Origin of the sequence: Sphingobium sp. B1D7B (genome assembly GCF_025961965.1) — a bacterium.
In the GTDB taxonomy this organism is placed as follows: Bacteria; Pseudomonadota; Alphaproteobacteria; order Sphingomonadales; family Sphingomonadaceae; genus Sphingobium.
The window spans coordinates 2897773-2923855 of record NZ_JAOQOR010000001.1 but is presented as its reverse complement, the minus strand read 5'-3'; the positions used below and the strand labels follow the sequence as shown (position 1 = coordinate 2923855).

Below are 26083 nucleotides of genomic sequence, written 5' to 3'. Positions count from 1 at the left end.
ATCAAAAATCCAGCTGGAGGTCGTCGGGACGCGGCGTCCCGGCATCGAGTGCGTAGACGGCCCGCGCCGCTCCGAGCGCCTGGACCCGGTCCATGGCTCGGCGCTCGGCAGCCTGGTCACCATCGTCGTCGGCCAGGCCGAGGGGATCGGCGATCTCTGCGTCTGGTAATGCGACGACCTCGATCTCGTGCGCGGGGTGGCGAGCCTGCTCGAGCCCGCCGGAATCGGCGCCGTCATCAAGGTCGAGGCGGCCGCCGAGCCGTTCGTCAGCGCTGCGGACCTGGCCAGCCCAGTCGTCAGCGCGCTGCGGCGGGAGGTCCTGGTACGCGCCAGGAGTCAGCGCGGGTGCAGGCAGCACGCGGGCGGCAAGGCGACGGTCCTCATAGTAGCGCAGCTTGCTGGCGCGCACTGGCGGATGGCCCGAGACCAGCACGAGCTCATCCTTGTGGCTGAGCTGCATGACCTCGCCAGGCGTCAGCAGTGCGCGGGCGGTCTCCTGGCGGCTGACCATGACGTGGGCGAGCCAGGGCGCGAGCCGGTGACCGGCATAGTTGCGCATGGCCCGCTGTTCGGTGGCAGTGCCAAGGGCATCCGAGATGCGCTTCGCCGTGCGCTCGTCATTGCTGGCGAAGGCAATGCGGACATGGCAGTTGTCGAGGATGGCGTTGTGCTCGCCATAAGCCTTCTCGATCTGGTTGAGGCTCTGCGCGATGAGGAATGCGCGCACCCCGTAGCCGGCGAGAAAGGCGAGGCTCGTCTCAAAGAAATCGAGGCGGCCCAGCGCGGGGAATTCGTCGAGCATCATGAGAAGCCGATGACGGTTGCCGCGCATGGTGGCCTGGCCCACGGAGCCCTCCGCCTGCAGCTCCTCGGTCAGCCGGCGACCGATCTGGTTGAGGATGAGCCGAACCAGCGGCTTGGTGCGGCTGATGTCCGATGGTGGCACGACAAGGTACAATGAGACCGGATTCCTGGCCTCGACGAGGTCGGCGATCCGCCAGTCCGAGGCGCTCGTCACGGCAGCGACGGTTGGGTCGCGGTAAAGCCCGAGAAAGGACATGGCTGTCGAGAGGACGCCCGAGCGCTCGTTCTCGCTTTTGTTGAGGAGCTCGCGCGCGGCCGAGGCGACGACCGGGTGCACGCGCGGTGCCGCTTCGCTGCCAAGGTGGTTGGTAGCCATCATGCCCCGCAAGGTCGCGGTGAACGGGCGCTGGGGGTCCGAAAGGAAGGTGGCGACCCGGGCGAGCGTCTTCTCCTCCTCCGCATAGAGGACATGGAGGATCGCGCCCACGAGCAGCGAATGGCTCGTCTTTTCCCAGTGGTTGCGCCGCTCAAGCGCGCCTTCGGGATCGACCAGGATATCGGCGATGTTCTGGACGTCGCGAACCTCGTCGATGCCGCGGCGGACCTCCAGCAGCGGATTGTATCGGGCCGAACGGGCGTCGGTCGGGTTGAACAGGAGGCAGTGGGAGAAGCGCTGGCGCCAGCCGGCGGTCAGCTGCCAATTCTCGCCCTTGATGTCGTGGATCACGGCCGAACCCGTCCAGCCGAGCAGCGTGGGTACGACGAGGCCCACGCCCTTGCCCGAGCGGGTCGGCGCGAATGCCATGATGTGCTCGGGACCGTCGTGGCGCAGGTAGCGCGCGCCGAGGCGGCCAAGGATTACGCCGCGCTCATCCAGCAGGCCTGCGGCAGCGATATCCCGCAGGTCTGCCCAGCGCGCCGAGCCGTAGGTCGTCACATTGCTCGATTGGCGCGCGCGCCAGACCGACCCAAAGATGGCAGCACCGCAACCGGCCAGGCCACCTGCCGCGGCAATTGCACCGGCCTCGTCGAAGACAACCGGCGCATAGGCGTCGAACTGGAACCACCAGACGAAGATCGACCAGGGCCGATAGACCGGCATTCCGAGGAAAAGTAGCCAGGGCGCGCCAAGCTGCGGCTGGTACGCGAGGGCCGCCGCCGCCCATTGGGTGGCAGACCAGATGCCCGCGACGATGATCGCGAGCACGACAAGGATCTGTCCTATGAGCAGCTTGGTCGGGGTCATGCGGGCCTCCGCCCACCGCCGACTCATTCGATGGCGGGCAGCCCCAAGCATCGGGCCAACCGCCTCCTGGCATCAGTCACCGGCAGGTGCCGCGAAGGACCTTCCTGGTGTCACAAAAATCTATCGACCTGAAATTCGCCGGCAGTGGAAGGCGCGCTGCGATCCAGGACCGCGCCAGCCTGACTTCGTTGGTCGGCATCCGCTCTCCCAACGCAGGAGCGTGCCTAGCGATCGCCGACGGAAGGGACCTGCCCACAGGCAGGCTACTGGTAGAACGCGCTGGGCGGCATTCCGAATTGCCGCCGAAACATGGCGGTAAAGGCGCTCTGGCTTGCATATCCGCTGTCGAAAGCGACGTCGATGATCCGCTCTCCCCGTGCCAGACGCTCAAGGGCGGCCAGCAGGCGCACCTGCTGCCGCCATTGTCCGAAAGTGAGACCCGTCTCCCGCGTGAACGTTCGCTGGAACGTGCGGGTCGTCATGCCCGCCAGTCGCGCCCATTGTTCGGTCGCCTGACCGTCGCCGGGGTCCTCCATCAGGAGCTGGCAGACCTTGCCGATGCCTGGGTGGATGGGAAGCGGCAGGTGAAGCGGCAAGGTCGAGGTGGTCCGGAGTTCATCAAGCAGGAGCAACATCAGCCGGTCGTCCCGGGAATTTTCCGGGTAATTCAGCGGTACCTTGCAGGCTGCAACGATCAATTCCCGTAACAACGGCCCCACCGAAACGACGCAGCTCGAGCGCGGCAGCTCGTCATGCGCATCGCTGGCGACGAAGACGGTGCGCATCTGCACCGGTCCGCACATCCGCACTTCGTGGACCACGTTGGGCTGCAGCCAGACGGCGCGTGTCGGCGGGACAACCCAATGCCCTGTAACCGATCGCACGACCATGACGCCGGAGATGGCATAGAGCAGCTGGGCGCGCGCATGCGCGTGCTCGCCGGTACTGGCTCCGTCTGGGTAGTCAGCCACAAGCGCGGATACCGTTCGCTCGCTTTGCTCATGCTGCTCCAGCAAGCAATGGATGTTGTCGCTTTCGCTATACATGATGTCGCTATATCGTGATACTGCCGACCCTGGAAGCACCTACAAAGTCGGAGGACCAAAACTTGGAGCCTCCATGCGGTATCTTTCTTTTATCTACCCGACGCTGGCCATCCTGCTGTGGGCCGGGAATGTCGTGGTCTCGCGGCTGTCGGCCCATGTCATTGGCCCCCAGGCGATAACCTTCTACCGGCTGGCACTGGCCGTAATACTTCTCAGTCCCTTTGTTGCTGCCCCCGCATGGCGCAACCGAGCCATCTTCTGGCGCCATTTCGGGAAACTCGCTGTTCTCGGGTTCCTGGCGATGTGCCTGTTCCAGAGTCTCTCCTACCTCGCAGCCGAAACGACCAGTGCCACCAACATGGCCGTTTTCACGGCTCTCGTACCTCTGCTTACGGTGGCGCTCAGCATCCCAATCCTGGGAGAGGCGCCGACCACTGGTCTTGTCTTTGGAGGCATGCTGTCGCTCGGGGGCATCCTGTACCTCGTCAGTGGCGGGGAGCCCGGCCAGATTTTCAGGAACGGCATTCATGCAGGCGATCTCATGATGCTGATCGCGGCGACGATCTATGCGCTTTACGGCATCCTTCTCAAAAGGTGGAACGTCGGCCTGCCGGGCTGGCAATCGACCTATGGCCAGGCCCTGTGCGCTCTCGCGATCATGTTTCCCGCATTCCTCGCAACGCCACCCGAGCTTCGCCAGTTGGATGCGCGCACCTTGCCGCTCATCGGCTATGCTGGTGCCTTCGCTTCCGTTCTGCTGCCCTTTCTCTGGATCAGGGGCGTGGAGAAGCTTGGCCCCAGCCGGTGCTCGATCTTCATGAATCTATTGCCGGTCTTTACCGCGGCGATTGCCTTCCTGCTGCTAGGCGAACCAATACGGCTCTACCATCTTCTCGGTGGAGTAACGATCCTCGCCGGCGTGGCCTGCGCACAAGTCTTTTCTCGCCCTCTCGCAAGGGAGGCGGCTGGAAGCCGGGGAGAAGCCCGATGAACAGTGTTGCCAATCAGGATCTCCTCGTCCGTCTGGTCGAGGCTCTCGAGCGGCTTGCGCCACCTCCGCGCAGTGTCGCAATCGCGCCCGAGGCTGAAGGCTATGTATGGCGCGCGGACGCCCTCGCGCTGGATCCTGTCGCCACCATCGCGCGCGTTGACCTCGACCTTTTGAGAGGCATTGAGCGCCAGCGTGACGCGCTGCTCGCCAATACGCTGGCTTTCGCCGAGGGGCAGCCGGCCAACAATGCCTTGCTATGGGGGGCTCGCGGCACCGGAAAGAGTTCGTTGGTCAAGGCGGTCCATGCCGAAGTCAATCGCGCGCTGGATGGCCAAACGGCGCCTGTCGCGCTGGTCGAAGTGCAGCGGGAAGACATTGGCAGCCTGGGCAAGCTGCTGGCGATCCTGGCTGGCGAGCATGGCAGGCGCTTCATCCTCTTCTGCGACGATCTCTCGTTCGACCATGGGGAAGGAGACTATAAGTCGCTGAAAGCTCTTCTCGACGGCGGCATAGCGGGGCGCCCATCAAACGTGATCATATATGCGACGTCCAATCGCCGGCACCTTCTCGCCCGTGACATCGTCGAAAACGAACGCGCGACGGCTATCCATCCGGGGGAGGCGATCGAGGAGAAAGTCTCGCTGTCGGACCGCTTCGGCCTTTGGCTGGGTTTCCACGCGATGGTGGAGACCGAATATCTCGACATCGTGGCATCCTATGCGGATCGGCTGGGTATCGGCATCGACCGCGCGGATCTCGCCCAGGCGGCTAGGGAATGGGCCCTTGCCAGGGGATCGCGATCGGGGCGGACGGCATGGCAATTCATCCAGCATGTTCGTGGCCAGGGTACCCCGGCATCCCGTTGATACGCACCAGCAGCGGTCGATCGCCAATTAAGTAGGTGGCTGGATAGGGGCCCCACCAACCAGTGACTCATGGCCATGGCAAACCATGGTCATATGCGAGCTTTCAAAGGAAAGGGTCTGGTTACCGGGTTGGCCCGGCGGGAGAGGAAAAACCGAGAATGCCTGCCGACCGATGGCGGTCGCGGCTGGCGCCAAGCGTAGCCCTGGCGGACGCCTTCATTCGCTCCGCCCGGGCGGCAGCGTCGCCCGGCGAGCTTGCCCTGCTGATGGAGGCGGTCACCGCCGACCTGGGCTTTCGTTACTACGCGCTCATCCATCACGCCGACCTGCGCGGATCGCCCCCAGGCCGGGTCGATGTCCGCCACTATCCCGAGGCAGTTGCTGCCCGGATCATCGACGAGGGCCGGTATCGCCGCGATCCAGTCATCCGGGCCTGTGCCTTCGCCGACGGCGCATTTCTCTGGTCAGAGCTCGACCGGATCATCCATCTTGATCGCCATGACCGCCGCTGCCTCGAGGCAGGCCAGGCCGAAGGGCTGAACGAGGGCATCACCGTGCCGTCCGTGCTGCTCGGGGACTGCATGGGCTCGTGCACCTTCGCCGGGATCAAATCGCCGAAGCGCGCAGTTCGCCTGCTCGGCCCCGTCCAGATGATCGGTATTTTTGCTTTCCAGGCAGCACGCCGTCTGGTCATCGGGCAGCGCCAGCCACGCCCGACGCCGCGCCTCCATCCCCGTCCGCGCGACTGCGTGATCCTTGCCGGACGCGGCATGTCCAACAAGGAAATCGCGCGAACCCTCTCGCTCACCCCGCGCACCGTCGATGGCTACATGACCGAGGCGCGTGAGCTCTTCGGCGCCCATGATCGCACCGAACTCGTCGTGAGCGCGATCTTCGCTGGCGAAATCGGCCTCGACGAACTCGTAGCTCGTCAACCCGAGTAATCACTCGGCCTGTTTCGAGGCCGCCCCGGTGCTTCCCTTGCGGCTGTCCGCAAACCGGGAGCACTTCATGATCCACATCGTTGAAAACCACCTCGCGCCGGGGAGCCGCCAGCTCCTGGAGACCATGTTCGCCGATCGCAAGCGCCTGTTCGTCGACCTTTTCGGATGGGACGTGCCCGTCGTCGATGGCCAGTTCGAAATCGACCAGTTCGATACTGCCGGTACGGTCTACATCATCTGTGCAGATGCGAACGGCGAACACGAGGCCTCGATCCGGCTGATGCCATCGACGCGCCCGCACATGCTCGGAGAACTGTTCGCACACCTTTGCCCGCTCGGCGTCCCGGTAGGGCCGACGATCTGGGAAAGCACGCGGCTGTGCTTGCCCCAGCGCCACGGTGCCTTGCGGCGACGCGAGCTTCGCAACAGTCTGATCTCCACCATGGTCGACTTCGCGCTGGAGCGCGGGATCACCTGCCTCACCGGCGTCCTGCCCGAGGCCTTCCGCAAGGAAGTCCTCGCCATGGGCTGGGCCGCCGAGTCCCTCGGCCCGGCGGTGCGCGTCGACAGCGGCCTGGTCGGCGCCTTCGCCGCTCATATCGGGCAGGATACGCCTGATCGGCTGCGTTGGTCGGGCACCTACGTGGGCACGACCCAGGCGGTGGCGGCATGAGCGCGCGCGTCGACCGGGAGAGCGCTGCATTGGCGCGCGATGGCTATTGCATCCTCGAGCGTGCTGTCGATCCGGCGCTGGTCGCGGGCATCAACGCCGGCTTGGAATCGCGCTTTATGGCGACGCCGCTGTGCCAGGGCGGCTTCTACGGCGCCCGTACCAAGCGGTTCGGGGCCTTGCTGCGCCGCTCGCCCGACATGGCCCGGCTCGTCATGCACGAGCGCGTTCTTGCCATCGCGGAATCGACACTCCTGCCCTGGTGCGATCGGATCGCCTTGAACCTGACCCAGGCGATAGAGATCCATCCAGGCGCGCTGCCGCAAGTGCCGCATCGCGACCAGGACATGTGGGCCGGGCCCAAGGGCACGCTCGAATATCTCGTCAACGTGATGTGGCCGCTCGATCCCTTCACCCGGGAAAATGGCGGGACTCGGCTCTGGCCGGGCAGCCACATCGACGCGGAGGTCGTAGAACTGGACGAGGCGGAAGCGATCGTACCCCGCCTGTCACCGGGCGATGCGTTGGTCTTCCTGGGCTCGACCCTGCATGGCGGTGGCGGGAATACCAGCCTAGCGCCGCGGCGGGGCATTATCGTCAGTTACTGCCTTGGCTGGCTGAAGCCCTTCGAGTTGCAGTGGCTCGTCTATCCGCCAGCCATTGCGCGCGAATTTTCGCCCGGACTGGCGGCACTGGCTGGCTACGCCCAGCACCGACCGAACCTCGGCAACGTCGAGGGGCAATGTCCTTCGATATTGTTGCGCGGCGACGTCCCGGACTGCCTGCCGGCGGTCGATGCCTTGCGGCCTGACCAGGAGGACGCCGTCGCCGCCTTCGTTCGCGGCCAACTGGGCGAGATGGGCTGAAGCCGGGCTGGCTTGGGTGACGCGCGATGCCGGCGGCCTTGCCAGATGCCTGGCCGGCCGCCGCATCCTATCGCAATCTCGACCATGCCGGTCCAGCGGGTCTTGCCTGGGAATGGCTGCGGCGGGATCCTGCCTATCAGGCGATTGCCGGCACTTCTGCCGTTGCCCACGGTGACGTGACGCTTGTTGAGCCCGCGCCCGCTGACTGCACGGGCCGCTGGGGCTGCCTGGCCATGCCCGATGCCAGCCTGGGGTGGACGGAGGCGCCAGTTCTCTGGAGCGCCGCGGTGGATGCCTCCGTCCTCCAGGTCGTGGCCTTGCCCGTTATGGACCGGCAGACGGAGCCGTTTGATCTCATCGGCAGTGCGGCCAAGGCTACGGTTATCCGCGGGGAGAACCGCGAGCACGTCCTGCTGGGCGTTGGCGCTGGCACCATTCGCCTCGACGTAGCGGGCGGTTCGTTGCTGGCGGGGCCTGTTGCCTTGATGCATGACCTGTCTGGGGTCGTGGACCTTGAGCCTGCGCTGGCCGCGCTTCGCCGGTTCCTGGAATTTCGGCGCACGGGGCATCTCACGGTAGTCCCGCCTGCCAGCCAGCGCCTGCGGCGGCAGGTTCTGGCCTTGCGCGTTCATGACGCGCTCGTCGCGGGCGCGAGCATTCGCGACGTCGGCGTGATGCTCTTCGGCCTCGGGCGCGTCCGGGACGAATGGGCGGGAGAGGCCCTCAAGTCCCAGTGCAGGCGACTGATCGCAATGGCCCGCGATATGGCGGAGGGAGGTTATCGGGAATTGCTGAGGTAAGCCCCGCATCTGACGAAATTTGGAATTCCCGGAATCATTCTTCCGGCAGCGGCGCCAAGAGATCTGCGGGCATTGCATCAACTGCTTGTGCGAGATGCCAGAGCGAAATCGCGGTCGGGTTTCGGCGTCCCTGTTCCAGCCAACCGATGTAAGCCTGTGTGAAACCAGAAGCTTCTGCGACCTGATGCTGAGTGAGGCCCTTTTCCTTCCGCAGGCGCGCAAAATTTTTACCGATTGTTTTGCGCACGTCCATCCATCTGAAGTCGAAGAAATGGACGCGGCGAGATATTCACTATAATGAATAATTCTCACTCAGCCGACGTCGCGGAACATGCCGAACCTCGTCCCACTAGCACCCCAAAATCACGTGACCGAGTACGATCGCCGTCAGTTGGCACTCTACGCAGCCTTGCTCGATGCGGAAGCTGCTGGAATGGGTTGGCAGGATGCCGCGGCAACGGTGATGCTGATTGATCCAGGCCAGGAGGGAGCCGAGCGTTGTTGGGCGTCGCATATCGCGCGAGCACGGTGGATCATCGGTGAGGGCCTCGCTCAGGCAAGTGAGGCCTTCGGAAACCCAAGCAGCTGACACGGTTCGCATAAGCCAAGGTAATCTGCGCCTCGAGCGCTACGCGCACGACCGCGCTCTCGCGGCTGCGCCGCCGAGCCGCCTTGGCGTCTCGTCCATTCGGCTTCGATCCCTGGCGTAGGCCGGTCAAGTGACCGGCTGATGGTCGCCGCTTGGCGCGGCGGCGTTGCTGGTGGCCTTCCCGTATCGGCGGGTGCGGGCGGCGCTTCCGGCTAGGCCCGTCGCGGCCGGCGCAACCCCTTCGCTTGTGCTCGGGGTGCTCCAGTTCCTTTCGCCCTGCGGTGCCCCGGCCGCTGGAGCCGGGCCTCTTGGTCGCGGCTTGCCGCCCACCCCCGCCTCTGCGGGAAAGCCATGGGGCTTTTTTAGGGCGGCGTGGAGGACAAGCCATGCCGAGGAATATCAAGCGTAGCGCCAGCCGGGATGTTGCGAAGGAAAGGGAGGGGAGCCGCGTCAATCTCTATGACGAGGTGACGCAACGGATCGTGTCCGAGCTTGAGGCCGGACGCCTGCCATGGGTCCAGCCGTGGGGCATGACCGGCGGGATCGGTCCCGGCCTGCCGCGCAATGCACTGACCGCGCGTCCCTATTCGGGCGTGAACATCCTGATCCTGTGGGGCGCGGTCATCGAGCACGGCTGGCCGTCGCAATCGTGGCTGACCTTCCGGCAAGCTCAGGAAGCAGGCGGCTGCGTCCGCAAGGGCGAGCGGGGGCAGTGCGTCGTCTATGCCGACCGCTTCACCCCCGAGGCCGAAAAACAGCGGGCCGACCGCGATGGCGGCGAGGCCAAGGCGGTGCCGTTTCTCAAGCGGTTCACTGTCTTCAACGTCGCGCAGTGCGAAGGCTTGCGCGAAGGCCTCGCCTCGGACCCGGCACCGCTGCCCGAACGTGAGGTCGTGCCGCTGGCCGAGGAGGTGATCGCAGCCTCGGGCGCCGATTTCCGCATCGGCGGGGACAAGGCTTTCTATGTGCCCTCGCTCGACTATGTGCAGGTCCCGCCGCAGCCCGCTTTCTTCAAGCAGGTCAATTACTACCGGACCTGCCTTCACGAATTGACCCACGCCACCGGGCACGCCAACCGGCTGGGGCGCAATCTCGTCAACGCCTTCGGATCGAAGGACTACGCCCGCGAGGAACTGGTCGCGGAAATGGGATCGGCCTTCCTCTGCGCGGCGCTCGGCATCTCCCCCACTGTACGCCATGCCGACTATATCGGCGCATGGCTTGAAGTCCTGCGTGAAGACAATCGCGCGATCTTCCGGGCGGCAAGTGCCGCGAGCAAGGCCGCCGATTGGCTACTCGCTCGCCATCGCGAGGCAGGTGCCACGCAAACCGAAGGGAGGATCGCGGCATGATCCTCCTCACCCCGCAGCTGCAACAGGCCCTGCGCGACAACTACGCCAATCGCCATGGCTGCGAAGCGCGCGGCGAACGGTTCGATCCGTTGCCCGTGATCAAGCTGTTCAATCCCGTGGGTGCGGCGACCTGGCTCGCGACCGAGCTTGCCGAGGACGGCGACGCGCTGTTTGGCCTTGCCGACCTCGGCTTTGGATGCCCCGAGCTCGGCTGGTTCAGCCTGTCGGAGATTGCCTCCGTCCGGCTGCCGTTCGGCCTCGCCATCGAGCGCGACCTCGGTTTCAAGACATCGCACCCGCTTTCGGCCTGGGCCGATTGGTCGCGCCGCGCCGGTTCGATCATCCACGCCGAGGCCCTGTTCCGCCGTATCGCCTCGAGCGGCACGGCTCCCGAGATTCCGCCGACCTGACGGCGGAATGATGCGAGGCGGCGCGTCTCGCCGCCATCAAAAGCCGATCCCGCCAAACTTGCACGAACGACGGGACCGGCACCTTTGAAAGGTGATTGCCATGAAACTCGAATATATCCCCCTCGACAAGCTCTTCGTGGACCGGACGAACATGCGTGCGCGCCAGAAGGCCCCCGACGTGTCGGACATCCTGCCGACCATCCGGGCGCGCGGCGTCATCCAGACCCTGCTGGTTCGCCCTGCCAATGCCGATGGCTGCTTCGGCATCGTCGCCGGAAGCCGCCGATTTCATGCCAGCCTTGTTGTCGCGGATGAGCGCCGCGCGTCGGGCGACGTCGATCCTGAAGGCCTGCTGCTGCCTTGCGGCATCCTCGAGGCGGGCGACGATGCCGCCGCCATCGAGGCATCGATGATCGAAAACATGGCGCGGCTCGATGCCGACGAGGTTCGCCAGTGGGAAAGCTTTACCCGGCTGGTCAAGGAAGGCCGCGAGGTGGACGACATCGCGGCGACCTTCGGCCTGCCCGACCTGACCATCCGCCGTGTCCTTGCACTGGGCAACCTGTTGCCGCGCATCCGCGACCTCTACCGCTCGGAAAAGATCGATCGCGCCACCGTCCGCCACCTGACCCTAGCCAGCAAGAGCCAGCAAAAGGCATGGCTGGCGCTCTACGACGATCCCGACAGCTATGTGCCGACCGGGCACCAGTTGAAGGCATGGCTGTTCGGGGGGCAGTCGATCTCCGCCCGGTTCGCGCTGTTCAACCTTGACGATTTTGCCGGAGCGACCATCGCCGACCTGTTCGGCGAGGACCGCTATTTTGCCGATCCCGACGCATTCTGGACCGCGCAGAATGCGGCTATCGAAGCCACGCGCTCTGCCTATCTGGAGCAAGGCTGGAGCGATGTCGTCATCGTTCCACCGTCAGAACACTTCCATTCCTGGGAATATGAAAAGGCTCCCAAGCGCAAGGGCGGGCGCGTCTATGCCGATGTGCGCAGCACCGGGGAAGTGACGTTCCATGAAGGTTACATCACCCGCAAGGAGGCCCGGCGCGCGGCCTGTGGGGAAGCGCCCGAAGGGCAAAAGCCGCAGCGACCTGAACTGACCTCGACACTCCAGACCTATGTCGACCTGCACCGCCATGCCGCCGTGCGCGCCGCCATGCTCAACCATCCCGGCATCGCTTTGCGGCTCATGGTGGCCCATGCAATCGTCGGATCGCAACTATGGACTGTGCGCCCCGAGCCGCAATCGACGCGCAATGACGAGGTGCGCGAAAGCATCGAGACCTGCCGCGGCGAGGCCGTCTTCGACCAGCATCGGCGCGCCGCGCTCGACCTGCTCGGCTTTTCGTCCGAGGAGCCGAGCGTCACCGGTGGCAATGGCGACGACTATGGCGTCGTGGGGGTATTCCTCCGCCTGACCGCACTATCCGATGAGGATGTGACCCGCATCATCGCCGTTGTCATCGGTGAGACACTCGCTGCCGGAAGCGCCGCAGTCGAGGCGGTTGGCAGCGAAATCGGGATCGCCATGGCCGACTGGTGGCAAACCGATGACGCCATGTTCTCATTGCTGCGCGACCGCGAGGTGCTGGGACGAATGGTCAGCGAAGTGGCCGGTGAGACGGTCGCCAGCGCCAATTCTGGCGAGAAGGCAAAGACCTTGAAGCGCATCATTGCCGACCATCTGGCGGGCAATGACGGACGCGCCAAGGTCGAGCGGTGGGTGCCGCGATGGATGCAGTTCCCGCCAAGCGCCTACACGGAGCGAGGTGGCGTCGGCACCGTCGCGGCCCACGACAAGGTGATGGCGGCGCGTGAATTGATCTTCGCAGAGAAGACAAACGAAGGCGAAGAACCGTTCGCACGAGCGGCGTAAAGGATCGAGGGGCGGGATCGCTCCCGCCCCTCGTGATGCCAAAAAATCGCGGCGCGGCCTCGCCCGTTGGGCTCGGCCGCGCCGCATTGTGCCCTGGAAGAACTCTACAAACGGAACAACCCCAAGCCTTCGATAACTACCTTCCTGGTCGTCTCGGTGACTGTCCGGCCACGTTCCGTGCCCGCCCGCAGGACGTCCCAGACGTATCCAAGATCGCCGCTATATCGCGCCCGTCGTTCCCTGATCGGAGCAATTATCGCCTGGAGAATCTCGGTCAGACGCCGCTTCAACGTCATATCGCCAAGGCCGCCACGCTGGTATTGCGCCTTCAAATCAGCAACCATCTCGGCATCTGGATCGAAAGCATCGAGATAGGTGAAGACAACATTTCCTTCGATCTGCCCCGGATCAGAGGCTCGCAGGTGGCGGGGATCGGTATACATGCTCTTCACCGCCGCAGCGATCTCGTCGTCACTGGCCGACAAGGGCAAAGCGTTGCCCTGAGACTTGCTCATCTTCGCCTTCCCATCGACCCCGGGCAGCCTTCCTATCCGAGGGACAAGCGCCCTTGCCTCAGCCAACAGCGGTCGAGCTGCCTGCCGGTTGAGACGCCGGACGATCTCGTTGGTCTGCTCGATAATGGGCGTCTGATCATCGCCGATGGGGACGAGCGTTGCCTTGAAAGCCGTGATGTCTGCTGCCTGTGCTGCCGGATAGCAAAGAAATCCGGCAGGAATGTCACGTCCGAAGCCGCGCGCCTGGATCTCGTCCTTGATCGTTGGATTGCGTTCAAGCCGCGCGACCGACACGAAATTAAGGTAGAGAAGCGTCAGTTCGGACAGCGCCGGCAAGGCCGATTGAACACAAATGGTCGAAAGGTTCGGGTCGATACCGACCGCCAGGTAGTCGAGGGCCACCTCCAGGACATTGTGCCTCACCTTGTCGGGGGCATGAGCATTATCGGTTAGAGCCTGGCTGTCCGCGAGGAGCAGATACTGCGTGTGTGCGTGTTGCAGTTCTACCCTGCTGCGCAGTGAGCCGACATAATGACCGAGGTGCAACGGCCCGGTTGTGCGGTCGCCAGTAAGGATCACGTGAGGCGTGGAATCGGGGGACATCAGCAACTCTCCATAAAGTCGCCGCTGCTGTTGTCGGTAAGATTATCCTGGAATCCGGCCGCCGCGAGCAGCGGCCAGGATCAAAGGGGTATGACGGGCCGCGCTTACAAAGCGGGCCACCAGCGACGTGCAATGATCGAAGGCCGGTTGGTCATAGGACCGCAATAGTTGCCCTGACACGACAAGCCAAGACCCTTCGACGAGTGGCTTGTAGCTGCAATCTCGGTCTTGGACGCGCGACACCGATAGCTCGCCCCCGGTTTTCCGACACTGACTTCCTGTCGCATCAAGCGCGCCGAGCGGACCTCTCTTCACGGCGGGTCTGACGGGGTCGCCTGACCATGCAACGGCTCCGCCCGATCTTCTTCCCCGGCGTGTTCCACGCCTCCTCGCGGGCCAAGAAGCCCGGCCTTTGCCGTTCTTTGCTCCGCGTCGGCCCTTCGGGTGCATGGTCATGCTTGGCCCGCCGATGACCGCCTGTCGAGGCCGCATCGGGCGACTTCGCATCCGACAAGGAGAAGCACAATGGCACAGATCGGGACTTTCACTCGCAACGAAGACGGCGTCTACAACGGCGAAATCCGAACCCTGACACTCCGCGTCAAGGCCACGATCCGGCCCGTCGAACGCGAGCACGACAAGGCCCCGGACCACCGCGTCAACGCTGGCGGCGTCGAGTTCGGCGCGGGTTGGACCAAGGCTGCTCGCGAGACCGGAGCGGAATACCTCAGCCTCAAGCTCGACGATCCGTCCTTCCCCGCACCAATCTACGCGACGCTGACCCTGGGCGAAAACGGCGAGCACAAGCTTATCTGGTCACGGTAATCCTCGGCCCCGCGCTGGCCAGGCGCGGGGCTCCCTTCACCGGTGTCGATGACGGCACCCCCGAATTCGACACTGATCACGCGGTGTCCTGCCCGGCAAGCCGGGTGCCGCGACCGCACGGGGCGGCCGCGGCTGCAAGGATATCGATTCCCCATGGATACCGACGACGAAATCACGCGGGCGAACCGCGCAAAGCGCGGCTCGCCCTTCCTCAATACCGACCAGGCGGCTGCCTATCTCAAGATGTCGAGCCGACTCCTGAAGCGCCTGCGTCGCGCGGGAAAGGGGCCCGTTTTCCGCCGCCATAGCCGCTTCGTGCAGTATCATATCGATGACCTCGACACGTGGTCGAGCGAGCATAGCGCGCGGGAAATCGACCGGTGAGTGGGCACCGCAACTTGTCGGATGCACCGCTCCTGGCGTGGGGCGACGCTTTGCGCACTCGAAAAGCGCAGCGCATTCGGCTTCGACACCATGTCCTCGCGGGGAGTGTGGGGATCGGAATGGCACTCCTCTCGGCTGTGCTTCCACCGGCACCGCGCCTCGTCTGGAATGCTAGCGCCAGCGCGCCGGTCGGCCTCTATTCGGTGGAGCCCGAAGCCATGCTCGAGCCTGGCGACATGGCAATTGCACGCGTCCCGCAGCGCTATCGGCATCTCGCTGCTTCTCGCCGCTACCTGCCGTTGAACGTACCGCTCGTGAAGCGTGTCGCAGCCTATGCCGGCGACAAGATCTGCGCACTCGGGAGCCAAGTCTTCATCAACGGACGATGGGCTGCCGAGCGCCGGGCAGCCGATGCAGCGGGACGGTCCATGCCATCGTGGACGGGCTGCCTTGTCCTGCGAGGGCGCCAGCTTTTCCTGCTCATGGACAATCCATCCTCATTCGACGGTCGCTACTTCGGCCCCACCGAAGGCGCCGACATCATCGGAAAGGCAAAGCTGCTGTGGCGCCGGTGAAGCGCTCCGTCATCGCACTGGCAATCGCCTGTGCGACGCCTGCACACGCCGAATCGGTGGCAACCTGGCAGCCATTTATCCGCGAGGCATCGCTGCGCTTCGGTATCCCCAGCGAATGGATCGAGCGCGTCATGCGCGCCGAGAGCGGCGGCCAAACCCAATGGAAAGGCCGTCCGATCCGTTCGTCTGCGGGCGCCATGGGGCTCATGCAACTCATGCCAGCGACCTGGGCCGACATGCGCATGCGGCTAGGCCTCGGGAACAACCCGGATGATCCGCGCGACAATATTCTGGCCGGCACGTTCTACCTACGACTGATGTACGATCGCTTTGGCTATCCGGGCATGTTCGCGGCCTATAATGCCGGTCCCGGGCGCTATGCCGAGCATCTGTCGGGGCGTCGCGCACTGCCGTCCGAGACGGTGGGCTACCTCGCTACGGTGGCTCCTTTGCCAGCGAAAAATATGATCGTGACTTCCAGGCCCGCCCCGTCGCAGTCGATCTTCGCGGTACGGCGCAACGTGCCCGATACTTCTTCTGACACACCGTCAACGACGCTGTTCGTCGCGCTGTCGAATGCGGATGAACGGTGATGTCGTGCGTGACCGTGAGGGAGGAAGCTCGTCTCGATAGACCCAGCATGACGGGTGGCGGAGCGGCTCTCAAGGCCCGTGGGCACCCCCCGATTTTCTTCGAAAATCGTCTCCCCCCACGTCCGCTTCGCGGCGCTGCGCTTCGCACAGCGGCCCTGACAGCCGCTCCGCCCCCCGTCCCTCGGACGCCGTTCTCGATGGTGAGGACGGTAGCGTTGGAGGTCATAATGAACATGGATCAAAGCATCGGAACGGCGTCGGCCAATGTCGTGGATCGCGTGATGGCAGCGCTGGTATCTGGTCTCGAACTGGAGTTCGGGCGGGGTGCCGGGGAGGATCTGGCCCACCAGTTTCTGGCGGCCGAAGAAGCGGATTTTCACTGGGATGCACGGGTCGAGGAGCGCTGGATCGGCGCTTACGAAAACCCTGACGACGAGGAATTCGAACTGGATCGGATCGCGATTTATGGGCGACTGGACGGCAACTGGTTCTGCGCCACCATGCTCGTGGATGGCGATGGCGAGGCCCATGGGATTCTGGGATGCCGTCTGTTCAGGTCGTTGGTCAGGGCGCGGGATGCAATGCTCCATGCGCACTGATTGCAGCAAGGTCTGCGGGGAGAGGCGGCGTCGGAAGGCGTTCGTCTCTCCCCCTTTTTTGAGCCGAAATGGGGAGGAAGAGGGAAAAGAGAGGAAACAAGATAAAGGCAGTGCCTCGCGACCCTGCTTAAGTGATTGTCTGCACATCCTTTTTTCACGAGACAGCGCGCGACCTTCGCGAGACATGGGGATGGGAAATAGCGGAAATCCGCCATTTATGCTGCGAAATCGCGAGATTCTGGGGCGTTGCCATGCCTGACGACGACTTCAAGCCCAGGCTCGGCAGGAATCGCGGCAAGGACGGCAAGCAGGTCGTCAAATATGGCGGGCGCATCCTCGCCGCCGCGCGGCTTGCGGGCACCAAGACCGGGGTGCGGTCCCGTCGGTTCGACGGCAGCCGGATCGGGCGCGGCGCGAGCCTGGGACGGCTCCTGTCCAGCCGCGACCGGCTTGCCGGGTTCCGCGGACGGCGCGCGGTGGTCAAGGCGAGCCTGATCCGTCTCCAGGGCAAGGCCGGCCAGGTCGCCCGGGCGCACATGCGTTATATCCAGCGCGACGGGGTCACGCGCGAGGGGCTGCCGGGCGAGCTCTACGGCCCGGAAACCGACCGCGTCGACGGCGACGATTTCCTCAAGCGGACGGCCGACGACCGCCACCAGTTCCGCTTCATCGTCTCGGCCGAGGACGGCGCCGAATATCCCGACCTCAAGCCCTATGTCCGACGGCTGATGACACAGGTCGAACAGGACTTGGGAACGAAGCTCGACTGGGTAGCGGTCGATCACTTCAATACCGAGCGCCCGCACACCCATATCGTTTTGCGCGGCGTCGACGATCGCGGCGGCAATCTCATCATCGCGCGCGAATATATTGCGCACGGGCTGCGCGAGCGCGCGTCCGAACTGGTTACGCTCGATCTCGGCCCGCGTACCGACCAGGAGATCGAGGCGCGCCTGCGCCACGATGTCGACCAGGAACGGCTGACCGCGATCGACCGCCGCCTGCTGCGCCGCATGGACGGCGAGCGCGAGGTGTCGCCAGCCGACAATGACCCGCTCCACCAATCGGTCGCGGCGGGTCGGTTGCGCAAGCTCAAGGCGATGGAGCTTGCTGAAGATCTGGGCGGTGGCCGCTATCGGCTTGCGGACGGGCTGGAGGATACGCTGCGCGGCATGGGCGAGCGCGGCGACATCGTCCGCTTGATGCAGCGCGAGCTGACCGCGCGCAGCCTGGATCGCTCAGGGGTCGAGCAGGTGGTAACGACGGAGCTAGACGAGCCGATCGTTGGCCGCGTGATCCATCGTGGATTCTCCGACGAGCATCGCGACCGCCATTACCTGATGATCGATGGCACCGATGGCCGCGTCCATTATGTCGATGTCGGACGGAGCGATGGAACGCCCGGCGTGCCCGAAGGCGCGACGGTCAGGATCGAACCGACGCGGCTGTCGGTGACCCAGGCGGATCGCTCCGTCGCTGCCATCTCCCGCGCCAATGGCGGCCGCTATTCGGTCGATCTGCACCTGGCGCACGATCCCAATGCCAGCGAGGCCTTCGCGACCAGCCATGTCCGCCGGCTGGAGGCGATGCGGCGTGCAGGTGCCGGTCCCCAGCGGTTGCCGGACGGAAGCTGGGCGATTGCAGATGATCATCTGGCGAAGGCGGAGGCGTTCGCCCGGCGTCAGCAGCGTGATCGGCCAGTGACACTGTCGGTTCTGTCCCGGACACCCGTCGCCGACCTTGCGGCGAGGGATGCCCCGACCTGGCTCGATCGCGAGATCGAGGGCGCCGCGCACGCCCCGCGCGACGTCGGCTTCGGTCGTGAGGTCAGGATGGCACTTGCCGCCCGGCGGAAATGGCTGGTCGCGCAGCAGCTCGCCGTTGGGGAGCGCGGCAATTTTCGACTGCGCGACGGTGCGGTCGAGGCGCTGCGTGAACGCGAATTGCGGGGCGCCGCAGCAGGCCTCGCAGACCGTTTCGGCAAGCCGTTCGAGCCGGCCCGAATAGGCGAGCGCGTCGAGGGCGTGATCGCGCGTCGTGTCGATCTGGAAAGCGGCAGCTACGCCCTGCTCGAACGATCGCGGGATTTCACGCTGGTGCCGTGGCGCGATGTGCTTGAACACAACATCGGAAAGGTCGCCTCTGGGATCATGCGGGTGGCCGGGATCAGCTGGCAGTTCGGTCGTGGTCGCGCGAGTCCGGAAATTTAACGAAACACACCTCACGCCTGCTCTTGAGCCGTTAAGCAGCCGGCTGCGCATACCTTCGATGGCGGTTCCGACTGTGGACAGGCATCATGGCCGATGCACGAGAAGGGTCTGCCAGCTGACCTCGGCACGCCCGAGCAGATCCGGCTGGGCACCCAGGTTTGTTACCTTGAAACCTTGCGCCGTCGCGAGCCGGCCGACTTCCTCGGCATTGACTGGCCAAATCCCGCGCGCCGCATCGCCAGGCCCCATGCGCAAGCTGATATAGAGGCTGCCCGCCGGGGCAGTCAGCGCCGCGAGCCGGCGAAACGCCGCAGCACGTTCTGCCGGTGGGATGTGCATCCAGACTGCGCTCAGCAAAACCACGTCGAACGGCGCGCCCCGAACTTTGCCGAGGCTGGGAAGTCCGTCGTCCACCCACGCGATCTGCGGGTTCCGGTGCAGCGACTGCGCGAGCTTCAGCATCTTGGCCGATGGGTCGACTGCCACGACCTGATGGCCGAGCTGGGCGATCGCCGCGGCGTCGCGGCCGGTGCCGGCACCGACGTCGAGCACGCGAAGCGGCGGGTTGCCCGACAGCATCTTGGCCAATGCCGGATGGGTATTGTCGAACGAGATGCCCTCATAGCTGTCGGCGAGCTCGACCGCGTGGCGATCATAATAGGCGATTGCCTTGTTGCCGTCTGATCCGGCTTGGCTGGTGTTGTTCGCGTACATCGTCATCGCGAGTAGCACGAAGCTGATGATCGCCGCCATCGCGAGCAGCACCTGGAAGATGAAGCGCACCGTCTCGTTGCCGGTGAACCAGGGCCCACCCGGCGCTGAGACGTGACCGTCACGATAAGTCGTCTTCGACCAGTCGAGATATTGCGCCATGATGTATCGCAGGCGGCGCAGCGTGAGCATCAGGCCGACATTCCCGCACCCGGCCAGCAACAGCAAGCCCGCCGCGAAATAGGGCATGTCCTTGACAGTCGAGACGCCGAACCAAAGACCGCCCGTCAGGGTCATGGCGATCAGTGGGATTTGCCACATCAGGCTGTTGAGCGAGCGGAAGGTCTCCCAATTCTGGTTATAGGCCGCGATCTGCATCGCCTTCGCCTGCTCGTCGCTCAATGGGTTAGCCATTCGTCGTCCCCTCTTTAGCCGCGCGTTCGAACTGGCAGCCCACAAGACAATGTTCTCCAACACCTTGTGACGCGATCACAATCGACGCGGTTCGGCCGTCCAGCCCCATTGAAGATGCACGTTCCCCAAGCGCGAGTTCAAGCGCACGGATGGCATTAAGCTCTGGCTGGAAAAGACCGAAATAGCCGGTGCCATGGCGCCGTGGGGCGATCTGGAAGTGACCTACCCGGCCGGGAACGGCTCTCGCCACTGCCAGCGCATTCTCGGCAACCAGCTCGGAAGCAAGCGGATCGCATAACGGGCATTGAGCAGACCGGTGGGTGAGGGCTTCGGCGGCGGCACGGAAGTCGGTCGCGTCACCGTTGAGCTTCTGGACGTTGCAGGTGCTGCACAGCGCCTGGAAGTTCGAGACGTCGTTCGAACCGCCCCAGGAGCGCGGAATGATATGGTCGACATGGAGCGCGCGCTCGGCCGCGCTGATTCCGCAGGCTTCACACCGCCCCATCGCGCGACGCAGGATGCGCCAGCGGATCGAACCCGGCACCGGATCGAAATTCTGCGATCGATGCTTCCAGACCATCTGCTGGCGGCGTTCGATGAACTCGGTGAGCTTCGCATCGCAGATGGCGATCAGCGCCGCGCGCTCCTCGGCATCGACGATATTATACGAGTCACAAAGCTGATAGCGGCCCCGCTGATGGTCGATGATGCCGTGGCGTTTCAGTGTCTGCGTCGGGTAGCGCTTGACGATCTCATCATAATATTCGAGCTGGCTTTGATCCTCGGCGAGGAACGCCGCGGAGATCTCGCGGCGCGAAGCAACGCCATTTCCAGCGAGGAGCGTCTTCAGCATCACCGGCTGGTAGATGTGGCTCATCGACATTTGCTGATCGAGAAATGCCAGCAGGCGCTGATAGCCTTTCGAATGCTGTGGCTCCTTCATGGATCCCCCTTCTTGAGAGTAGTCTGGCACAGCGTGTCGCTCGCAGCCATCGTTTGTCTGCGCCACGGTCCGTTGCCGGTCGTTGAAGTCACGCCTTGGCCCGGCGCCACGTCGGCGACGATAGAACCGGGTCGCCTGAGGATGTTCCTGTCGCTATAGCCTGATGGCGCCTGAATCGTGGAAGTGAACTCTTTCAAAAAAATCAGACTTCCATTCATCAATAATTGACTTCCAACACTTCGACCGGGTAGGATTCACCCTCACTCGGGGTGCATATCCATGGACGGCAACAGCCTAGAATTTACCGCCATCCGCGGCGTGCAGGCGGGCAGCGCATATTACGTCATCATGGTGCCGCTGAAGGTGGTGCCTCGCCTCTTCAAGTTCGATGACGAGGCCATGCCCGCCGAACTTCGCGCCCAGCGCGTGCTGAACAAGGCGCGCGTGCCGGCGATCGCCAACTACATCACCGGCAATGCGAGCGAGTATATCCTGTCCTCGCTGTGCGCCTCGATCGACGGGGAGATCGAGTTTGAGCCCGCAGCGGCCGATGGTCCCTTGCGAAAGGTCGGGCAGCTTCGAATCGACATGGGGGCGACGATCCTGATCAACGATGGCCAGCATCGCCGTGCGGCGATTGAGGAAGCCATTCGTGAGCGGCCGACCCTTGGGGACGAGACGATCTCGGTGGTGGTGTTTGTCGACAAGGGTCTGCACCGGTCGCAGCAGATGTTTGCCGACCTGAACATCCACGCGGTCCGGCCCACCAAATCGATCAAGATCCTCTACAATCACCGCGACGCGCTGTCCGGGCTGTCGCGCGATGTGGTGAAGGCGGTCCCGCTGCTGCGCGACTTCACCTGCTATGACGGCACCAGCATCTCCAACCGCTCGATCAAGTTTTTCACGCTGAGCAGCCTGCATCAGGCGATCGGCGAACTGATCGGCAAGCCGAAGTCCGGGACGATCGACGCAAGCGACAAGGCTCTGGCGATCGATTTCTGGAAGGCTGTGATCGAGCAGATGCCCGATTGGCAGCGCGTCGGGACCCGCGAGGTGTCCTCCTTCGAGCTGCGCCGCGACTATATCCATGCGCATGGCGTGGCGGTGCTCGCGATTGCCAAGGCTGGCGCGCAGCTCATCAAGGCGCATCCCAAAGATTGGACGAAACGGCTCGCAAAGTTGCGGACGATCGACTGGGCGCGGGCAAACCGGGCCCTGTGGGACAATCGCGCCCTGGTCGCCGGCAAGGTCAACAAGTCCAAGAACAATGTCACCTTGGTGACCAATGTGATCGTGCGCGCGCTCGGTCTGCCGCTCGACGAGGAAGGGAAGCGCGTTGAGGATCTCTACGCACCGACGGAGAATGTTCAGTTGAAGGTGGTCGGCTGATGGCGCGCACGTCGATGCTCGATGGCGACGGCCTGGAGGCGCGCTATCGCGAAATCCAGCAGGTCTATCTCTCGGACAGCCGTCCCTGGGTGGTCGGCTATTCGGGCGGGAAAGACTCGACCTGCGCCTTGCAGATGGTCTGGAAGGCATTGCTTGGCCTGCCGCCCGAGCAGCGTCAGAAGCCGGTCTATGTGATCAGCTCGGACACGCTGGTCGAGACGCCGGTGATCGTCCGCTACATCGACGTGACGCTCGAACGGATCGAAAAGGCCGCCGTCGAGCAGGGGCTGCCAATCAAGACCGAGAAGGTCATGCCGACGGTCGATCGCAGCTTCTGGGTCAACATGATCGGCCGGGGCTATCCGGCGCCGTCGCGGCGCTTTCGCTGGTGTACCGAGCGCCTTAAGATCGAGCCGGCCAACGACTTCATCAAGTCCAAGGTCGCCGACTTTGGCGAAGTGGTGATGATCCTGGGGGTCCGCTCGTCCGAGAGCGCGACCCGAGCCCAGGTCATGTCGTTCCACCGGATCAAGGGTTCGCCGCTTTCCCGCCATTCGTCGCTGCTGAACGCCTTCGTCTATGGCCCGATCGAGGCGCTCACCACCGACGACGTCTGGACTTACCTGCTCCAGAACCCCTCGCCATGGGGAAATGATAATCGCGACCTTGTCGCGATGTACCGCAATGCCCAGGCCGGCGAATGTCCGCTGGTGGTCGACACGACCACGCCCAGCTGCGGCAATTCGCGCTTCGGCTGCTGGGTCTGCACGGTCGTCGAGCGCGATCGCTCGATGGAAGCGATGATCGATTCGGGCGAAGATTGGCTCGAGCCGCTGCTCGAGTTCCGCGATCTGCTGGCCGAGACGCAGGCGCCGGACAAGAAGAAGCTCTATCGCGACTTTAGGCGGCGCAGCGGCCAGGTCGCCTTCATCAAAGGAACCGATACGCCGGTTCCCGGACCCTATACGCTTGACTTCTGCAAGACGCTGCTTCGCCGGCTGCTCGAGACGCAGATCCGGGTCCAGCGTGAAGCCCCGCCCGGCGATGAGACCCTGCTCGTCCACGATGCCGAACTGCACGAGATCAGGCGGATCTGGCGCGCCGAGCGTGGCGATTGGCCGGACTCGGTGCCGCAGATCGTTCGCGAGGTTCTCGGCCGCGACCTTAACTGGATCGCCGAGGACGCCGTCACGTTCACGGCGGATGACGGTCGGCTGCTCGATACGATTTGCACCGATTATGAAGTGCCGACCGAACTCGTCATCAAGCTTCTCGATGTCGAGCGCGCTGCGCACGGGCTCAAGCGGCGGCACGCCGTTCATACCAAGATAGAGGATCTGTTCCGGCAGGAATGGCGCGGCCTCGATGTGGTGCTGGCCGAGCGGCTGTCCGGCCGCCCGGCCCTCGAAGTGGAGAGTGCCGAACTCGACGATGACAAAGGAGCCCTGGCCTCGGCGGTCAGCGGCGAAGGTGCCGCCGAATGATCTTGCGCAACGTCATCCTCGAGGATTTTGGCCTTTACGCCGGAAAGACGGAGATCGATCTCGTGCCCCGTACCCGGCGTGGCGAGGCCTGCCCGATCATTCTGGTCGGCGGGAAAAATGGGGCAGGCAAAACGACCCTGCTCGAAGCCGTTCGGCTGGCACTCTACGGCCGCCGCGCCTTGGGCGCGCGCGTCGCCCAGTCCGATTACGAAGCGTATCTTCGCGGCCGCATCAATCGGTCGGCGACCGCCATGGCTGCGGCGGTCGGCCTTGAGTTCGATTATGCGGAAGCCGGCGTCGTCCATCGCTACCGCGTGCGCCGGGAATGGGCCGTACGGGGCAAGGCCTTGGTCGAAGCCCTCCTGCTCGAGAAGGACGGCGCGATCGTCACGTCGGTCCCGCGCGAGGAGTGGCATCATTTCCTTCAGGAGCTGATACCGCCCGGCGTATCACAGCTCTTCTTCTTCGATGGTGAGAAGATCAGCGAAATCGCGGACGGCGAAGCCGAGAACGAACATCTCGCCGAAGCCGTGCGTGGATTGCTCGGGATCGAGCTCGTCGGGCGACTGCGCGCCGACCTCGGCCTCTATCTTGCGCGCCACCTGCGCGACGATGATGGCGCCTCAACCGCGAAGCTGGAGGCGGTAAACCGCGATATCGCCACTGCAGCGCGCCGCGCCGAGGAGATGGGCGACGCCGTGGCGGAGCTCGTGGCAGCGAGGGACTCTCAAGCTCGCCAGGCCGAACGGGTCCGGCGGCAGTTCGTGGCGGAAGGCGGCGATGTCGCCTTGCACCGCGCGCGCACGGAAGCGGAGCGGGACGAAGCCAAGCGGAGCATCGCGCGCTGCGAGCATGAGATGCGGGACCTGGCCAACAAGCTCCTGCCGTTTGCCTTGGCGCCCAAGCTGGTCGGCAGCTTTCGGACGGCGCTGGCACAAGCCGATGGGCCTGAGCGTCATCAGGGCTCGCTGACGCTGGTCCGCAGTCTGCTGGTGGAATGGCGTGGCGACAAGGCTGCGAAGCGGCAAGCCAAATGGGACACGAGGCATTGGGCCGATCTGCAGCACTTCTTCGAAGAGCAGACCCGACCGCATTCTGAATCCCTCAATCATGCCGCGTTCCAGGAAGTTGGCGACGGCGCGGCGACGCTGGGCCGGCTGGCAGAATTGGAAGTGGACGTCCGTCCGCGCGCCCGCGCCTTGCTGAAGGAGCTAGATGCCCTCACCGCGAAGGTGCGGGCTTTGGACACCGCGCTTGCTCGCGCGGACAATGCTGCGGCGGGCGTCCTGCTCGACGAGCTTCGAATGGCCGAACAGAGGGTCGGCGCCACCGAAGCGACGCTGAACGGCCGGCAGGAAGAGCTCAAACTGCTTCGCGGCCAGATGGTCACGTTGGACCGGGAGCGGCGTCGTCTCGAGGATGAACAAGCCGGTTCGGCCAAGGCCATGGAACGTGCGGAGCTCGCCGCGCGGACCGCGCAGGCGCTCGGCGATTATGAGCGGCGGTTGCTTGAACATAAGTTGGGCCAGCTTCGCACCGAGTTCGTCAGCTGCTTCAATCGGTTGGCACGCAAGGCCGATCTGATCGCGGACGTTCGCATCGATCCGGAGACTTTCGCGACCACCCTCATCGACCGGCAGCGACGGGAAATCCCTAAGTCAGCTTTGTCCGCAGGCGAGAAGCAGATCTACGCCATCGCCATGCTCTGGGCCCTCGCGCGCACCAGCGGCCGGCCGCTCCCAATGATCATCGACACGCCGCTTGCCCGCCTGGACTCGGAACACCGCGCCAAACTCACCGGGCGGTATTTCCCGGCCGCGTCGCATCAGGTGATCTTGTTGTCGACCGATACCGAGATCGATGAAGCTTTGATGCACGATCTGGCGCCGAGCGTCTCGCACGCCTTCAGGCTCGATTATGATCATGAGGCCGGCCGAACTGTGGTGTCGAACGGCTATTTCGCGGCCGAGACTGCTGGGAGGATCCATGCACTACAGCAAGCTTAAGATCTCCAGCGACGCGACCAGCAAGCTTCGTTCGCTGCGCCAGCGAACCGGGATCACGCCAAATCTGCTCTGTCGGATGGCCATCATGATCTCGCTCGAGGAAGGCCCGCTCGGTGGCGCGGCCATCCCGGACGAGGATGGGTCCGAGTTCAACGCCTATACACTCACTGGCGAATATGGCGCGCTGATCGCGGCCTTGCTGCGCTGGGTGGAGGAAGGGCAATCGGGAGACGACCAGCTCGACGATGGGACGCTACTCGACCGCCTGCGGGGCCATATCCATCGCGGCGTCGGTACGCTCGCGGTGCGTGCCAAGTCGCCCGCAGACCTGCTCCGGCTCGTGCCAGTGGCGGCCTGACG

The 26083-nt window shown here is 64.4% G+C and carries 25 protein-coding genes; 19 read left to right on the top strand and 6 right to left on the bottom strand.

Annotated elements, in window-relative coordinates; genetic code table 11:
- Nucleotide 1 precedes the first annotated feature (1 nt).
- On the bottom strand, nucleotides 2-2050 hold the full coding sequence (locus M2336_RS13595) for a conjugal transfer protein TraG (protein ID WP_264593088.1): 2049 nt from the start codon (nucleotides 2048-2050) through the stop codon (nucleotides 2-4).
- 263 nt (nucleotides 2051-2313) lie between these two features.
- Complete coding sequence (locus tag M2336_RS13590; RefSeq protein WP_264593087.1) at nucleotides 2314-3096, bottom strand: AraC family transcriptional regulator; 783 nt, start codon at nucleotides 3094-3096, stop codon at nucleotides 2314-2316.
- A 73-nt stretch (nucleotides 3097-3169) separates the two neighbouring features.
- Between M2336_RS13590 and M2336_RS13585 the strand changes: the two genes are divergently transcribed.
- The 6 genes from M2336_RS13585 (at nucleotide 3170) to M2336_RS13560 (ending at nucleotide 8233) form a co-directional block, all read left to right on the top strand.
- Nucleotides 3170-4087, top strand: a complete 918-nt coding sequence (locus M2336_RS13585; RefSeq protein WP_264593086.1) for a DMT family transporter — start codon at nucleotides 3170-3172, stop codon at nucleotides 4085-4087.
- On the top strand, nucleotides 4084-4953 hold the full coding sequence (locus M2336_RS13580; protein ID WP_264593085.1) for an ATP-binding protein: 870 nt from the start codon (nucleotides 4084-4086) through the stop codon (nucleotides 4951-4953). Before M2336_RS13585 ends, M2336_RS13580 begins: the two co-directional genes overlap by 4 nt.
- Nucleotides 4954-5111: 158 nt before the next feature.
- Nucleotides 5112-5897, top strand: a complete 786-nt coding sequence (locus tag M2336_RS13575) for a LuxR family transcriptional regulator (RefSeq protein ID WP_264593084.1) — start codon at nucleotides 5112-5114, stop codon at nucleotides 5895-5897.
- 67 nt (nucleotides 5898-5964) lie between these two features.
- Nucleotides 5965-6570, top strand: coding sequence for an acyl-homoserine-lactone synthase (locus M2336_RS13570; protein ID WP_264593083.1), 606 nt, complete (start codon nucleotides 5965-5967; stop codon nucleotides 6568-6570).
- Nucleotides 6567-7433 (top strand): phytanoyl-CoA dioxygenase family protein, encoded by an 867-nt coding sequence (locus M2336_RS13565; protein WP_264593082.1) that lies wholly within the window; start codon nucleotides 6567-6569, stop codon nucleotides 7431-7433. Before M2336_RS13570 ends, M2336_RS13565 begins: the two co-directional genes overlap by 4 nt.
- A 26-nt stretch (nucleotides 7434-7459) precedes the next feature.
- Nucleotides 7460-8233 (top strand): DUF2285 domain-containing protein, encoded by a 774-nt coding sequence (locus tag M2336_RS13560; RefSeq protein ID WP_264593081.1) that lies wholly within the window; start codon nucleotides 7460-7462, stop codon nucleotides 8231-8233.
- A gap of 34 nt (nucleotides 8234-8267) precedes the next feature.
- On the opposite strand, the gene M2336_RS13555 is transcribed toward M2336_RS13560, so the two are convergent.
- On the bottom strand, nucleotides 8268-8486 hold the full coding sequence (locus M2336_RS13555) for a helix-turn-helix domain-containing protein (protein ID WP_264593080.1): 219 nt from the start codon (nucleotides 8484-8486) through the stop codon (nucleotides 8268-8270).
- A gap of 722 nt (nucleotides 8487-9208) precedes the next feature.
- On the opposite strand from M2336_RS13555, the gene M2336_RS13550 reads away from it, so the two are divergent.
- The 3 genes from M2336_RS13550 (at nucleotide 9209) to M2336_RS13540 (ending at nucleotide 12469) form a co-directional block, all read left to right on the top strand.
- A complete protein-coding gene (locus M2336_RS13550; RefSeq protein WP_264593079.1) occupies nucleotides 9209-10174 on the top strand; it encodes an ArdC family protein in 966 nt (321 codons plus the stop codon).
- On the top strand, nucleotides 10171-10584 hold the full coding sequence (locus tag M2336_RS13545; RefSeq protein WP_264593078.1) for a DUF2958 domain-containing protein: 414 nt from the start codon (nucleotides 10171-10173) through the stop codon (nucleotides 10582-10584). Before M2336_RS13550 ends, M2336_RS13545 begins: the two co-directional genes overlap by 4 nt.
- 100 nt (nucleotides 10585-10684) lie before the next feature.
- Nucleotides 10685-12469, top strand: a complete 1785-nt coding sequence (locus M2336_RS13540) for a ParB/RepB/Spo0J family partition protein (protein ID WP_264593077.1) — start codon at nucleotides 10685-10687, stop codon at nucleotides 12467-12469.
- Nucleotides 12470-12573: 104 nt separating this feature from the next.
- Here M2336_RS13540 and trpS read toward each other — a convergent pair whose 3' ends face one another.
- Nucleotides 12574-13587 carry a tryptophan--tRNA ligase gene (gene trpS, locus M2336_RS13535; protein WP_264593076.1) on the bottom strand — a complete coding sequence of 338 codons (1014 nt, stop codon included), beginning with the start codon at nucleotides 13585-13587 and terminating at the stop codon, nucleotides 12574-12576.
- Nucleotides 13588-14112: 525 nt separating this feature from the next.
- Between trpS and M2336_RS13530 the strand changes: the two genes are divergently transcribed.
- From M2336_RS13530 to rlxS, 6 genes are all read left to right on the top strand, one after another.
- Entirely contained in the window at nucleotides 14113-14412 is a 300-nt protein-coding gene (locus M2336_RS13530) for a DUF736 domain-containing protein (protein WP_264593075.1), read from the top strand.
- 153 nt (nucleotides 14413-14565) lie between these two features.
- Nucleotides 14566-14796 (top strand): helix-turn-helix domain-containing protein, encoded by a 231-nt coding sequence (locus tag M2336_RS13525; protein WP_264593074.1) that lies wholly within the window; start codon nucleotides 14566-14568, stop codon nucleotides 14794-14796.
- Entirely contained in the window at nucleotides 14793-15371 is a 579-nt protein-coding gene (locus M2336_RS13520; protein ID WP_264593073.1) for a S26 family signal peptidase, read from the top strand. Before M2336_RS13525 ends, M2336_RS13520 begins: the two co-directional genes overlap by 4 nt.
- Nucleotides 15359-15964: a lytic transglycosylase domain-containing protein gene (locus M2336_RS13515; RefSeq protein ID WP_264593072.1), complete on the top strand. Its 606-nt coding sequence runs from the start codon at nucleotides 15359-15361 to the stop codon at nucleotides 15962-15964. The genes M2336_RS13520 and M2336_RS13515 overlap by 13 nt, the downstream gene beginning before the upstream one ends.
- A 227-nt stretch (nucleotides 15965-16191) precedes the next feature.
- Complete coding sequence (locus M2336_RS13510) at nucleotides 16192-16563, top strand: hypothetical protein (RefSeq protein ID WP_264593071.1); 372 nt, start codon at nucleotides 16192-16194, stop codon at nucleotides 16561-16563.
- Nucleotides 16564-16814: 251 nt separating this feature from the next.
- Nucleotides 16815-18773, top strand: a complete 1959-nt coding sequence (rlxS, locus tag M2336_RS13505; protein ID WP_264593070.1) for a relaxase/mobilization nuclease RlxS — start codon at nucleotides 16815-16817, stop codon at nucleotides 18771-18773.
- Nucleotides 18774-18857: 84 nt separating this feature from the next.
- On the opposite strand, the gene M2336_RS13500 is transcribed toward rlxS, so the two are convergent.
- Entirely contained in the window at nucleotides 18858-19898 is a 1041-nt protein-coding gene (locus M2336_RS13500) for a class I SAM-dependent methyltransferase (RefSeq protein ID WP_264593069.1), read from the bottom strand.
- Nucleotides 19891-20907: an HNH endonuclease gene (locus tag M2336_RS13495; protein ID WP_264593068.1), complete on the bottom strand. Its 1017-nt coding sequence runs from the start codon at nucleotides 20905-20907 to the stop codon at nucleotides 19891-19893. The genes M2336_RS13500 and M2336_RS13495 overlap by 8 nt, the downstream gene beginning before the upstream one ends.
- 213 nt (nucleotides 20908-21120) lie before the next feature.
- Here M2336_RS13495 and dndB point away from each other — a divergent pair, with 213 nt between their 5' ends.
- From dndB to dndE, 4 genes are read left to right on the top strand one after another with little or no spacing between them, the layout of a single operon-like run.
- On the top strand, nucleotides 21121-22233 hold the full coding sequence (dndB, locus tag M2336_RS13490) for a DNA sulfur modification protein DndB (protein ID WP_264593067.1): 1113 nt from the start codon (nucleotides 21121-21123) through the stop codon (nucleotides 22231-22233).
- Entirely contained in the window at nucleotides 22233-23717 is a 1485-nt protein-coding gene (gene dndC / locus M2336_RS13485) for a DNA phosphorothioation system sulfurtransferase DndC (protein WP_264593066.1), read from the top strand. Before dndB ends, dndC begins: the two co-directional genes overlap by 1 nt.
- The gene (gene dndD, locus M2336_RS13480; protein WP_264593065.1) at nucleotides 23714-25723 is read left to right on the top strand and encodes a DNA sulfur modification protein DndD; all 2010 of its coding nucleotides are present in this window, start codon (nucleotides 23714-23716) and stop codon (nucleotides 25721-25723) included. Before dndC ends, dndD begins: the two co-directional genes overlap by 4 nt.
- Complete coding sequence (gene dndE, locus M2336_RS13475) at nucleotides 25704-26081, top strand: DNA sulfur modification protein DndE (protein ID WP_264593064.1); 378 nt, start codon at nucleotides 25704-25706, stop codon at nucleotides 26079-26081. Before dndD ends, dndE begins: the two co-directional genes overlap by 20 nt.
- Nucleotides 26082-26083 lie beyond the last annotated feature (2 nt).

Bases quoted from the DNA above. Each gene is read 5' to 3' on its own strand.
- M2336_RS13530 (WP_264593075.1), top strand. From the start codon at position 14,113: ATGGCACAGATCGGGACTTTCACTCGCAACGAAGACGGCGTCTACAAC.
- M2336_RS13525 (WP_264593074.1), top strand. From the start codon at position 14,566: ATGGATACCGACGACGAAATCACGCGGGCGAACCGCGCAAAGCGCGGC.
- M2336_RS13555 (WP_264593080.1), bottom strand. From the start codon at position 8,486: ATGGACGTGCGCAAAACAATCGGTAAAAATTTTGCGCGCCTGCGGAAG.
- trpS (WP_264593076.1), bottom strand. From the start codon at position 13,587: ATGTCCCCCGATTCCACGCCTCACGTGATCCTTACTGGCGACCGCACA.
- M2336_RS13580 (WP_264593085.1), top strand. From the start codon at position 4,084: ATGAACAGTGTTGCCAATCAGGATCTCCTCGTCCGTCTGGTCGAGGCT.
- M2336_RS13560 (WP_264593081.1), top strand. From the start codon at position 7,460: ATGCCGGCGGCCTTGCCAGATGCCTGGCCGGCCGCCGCATCCTATCGC.
- M2336_RS13510 (WP_264593071.1), top strand. From the start codon at position 16,192: ATGAACATGGATCAAAGCATCGGAACGGCGTCGGCCAATGTCGTGGAT.
- M2336_RS13565 (WP_264593082.1), top strand. From the start codon at position 6,567: ATGAGCGCGCGCGTCGACCGGGAGAGCGCTGCATTGGCGCGCGATGGC.
- dndD (WP_264593065.1), top strand. From the start codon at position 23,714: ATGATCTTGCGCAACGTCATCCTCGAGGATTTTGGCCTTTACGCCGGA.
- M2336_RS13585 (WP_264593086.1), top strand. From the start codon at position 3,170: ATGCGGTATCTTTCTTTTATCTACCCGACGCTGGCCATCCTGCTGTGG.
- dndE (WP_264593064.1), top strand. From the start codon at position 25,704: ATGCACTACAGCAAGCTTAAGATCTCCAGCGACGCGACCAGCAAGCTT.
- M2336_RS13500 (WP_264593069.1), bottom strand. From the start codon at position 19,898: ATGGCTAACCCATTGAGCGACGAGCAGGCGAAGGCGATGCAGATCGCG.
- rlxS (WP_264593070.1), top strand. From the start codon at position 16,815: ATGCCTGACGACGACTTCAAGCCCAGGCTCGGCAGGAATCGCGGCAAG.
- M2336_RS13590 (WP_264593087.1), bottom strand. From the start codon at position 3,096: ATGTATAGCGAAAGCGACAACATCCATTGCTTGCTGGAGCAGCATGAG.
- M2336_RS13550 (WP_264593079.1), top strand. From the start codon at position 9,209: ATGCCGAGGAATATCAAGCGTAGCGCCAGCCGGGATGTTGCGAAGGAA.
- dndC (WP_264593066.1), top strand. From the start codon at position 22,233: ATGGCGCGCACGTCGATGCTCGATGGCGACGGCCTGGAGGCGCGCTAT.
- M2336_RS13570 (WP_264593083.1), top strand. From the start codon at position 5,965: ATGATCCACATCGTTGAAAACCACCTCGCGCCGGGGAGCCGCCAGCTC.
- M2336_RS13545 (WP_264593078.1), top strand. From the start codon at position 10,171: ATGATCCTCCTCACCCCGCAGCTGCAACAGGCCCTGCGCGACAACTAC.
- M2336_RS13540 (WP_264593077.1), top strand. From the start codon at position 10,685: ATGAAACTCGAATATATCCCCCTCGACAAGCTCTTCGTGGACCGGACG.
- dndB (WP_264593067.1), top strand. From the start codon at position 21,121: ATGGACGGCAACAGCCTAGAATTTACCGCCATCCGCGGCGTGCAGGCG.
- M2336_RS13595 (WP_264593088.1), bottom strand. From the start codon at position 2,050: ATGACCCCGACCAAGCTGCTCATAGGACAGATCCTTGTCGTGCTCGCG.
- M2336_RS13575 (WP_264593084.1), top strand. From the start codon at position 5,112: ATGCCTGCCGACCGATGGCGGTCGCGGCTGGCGCCAAGCGTAGCCCTG.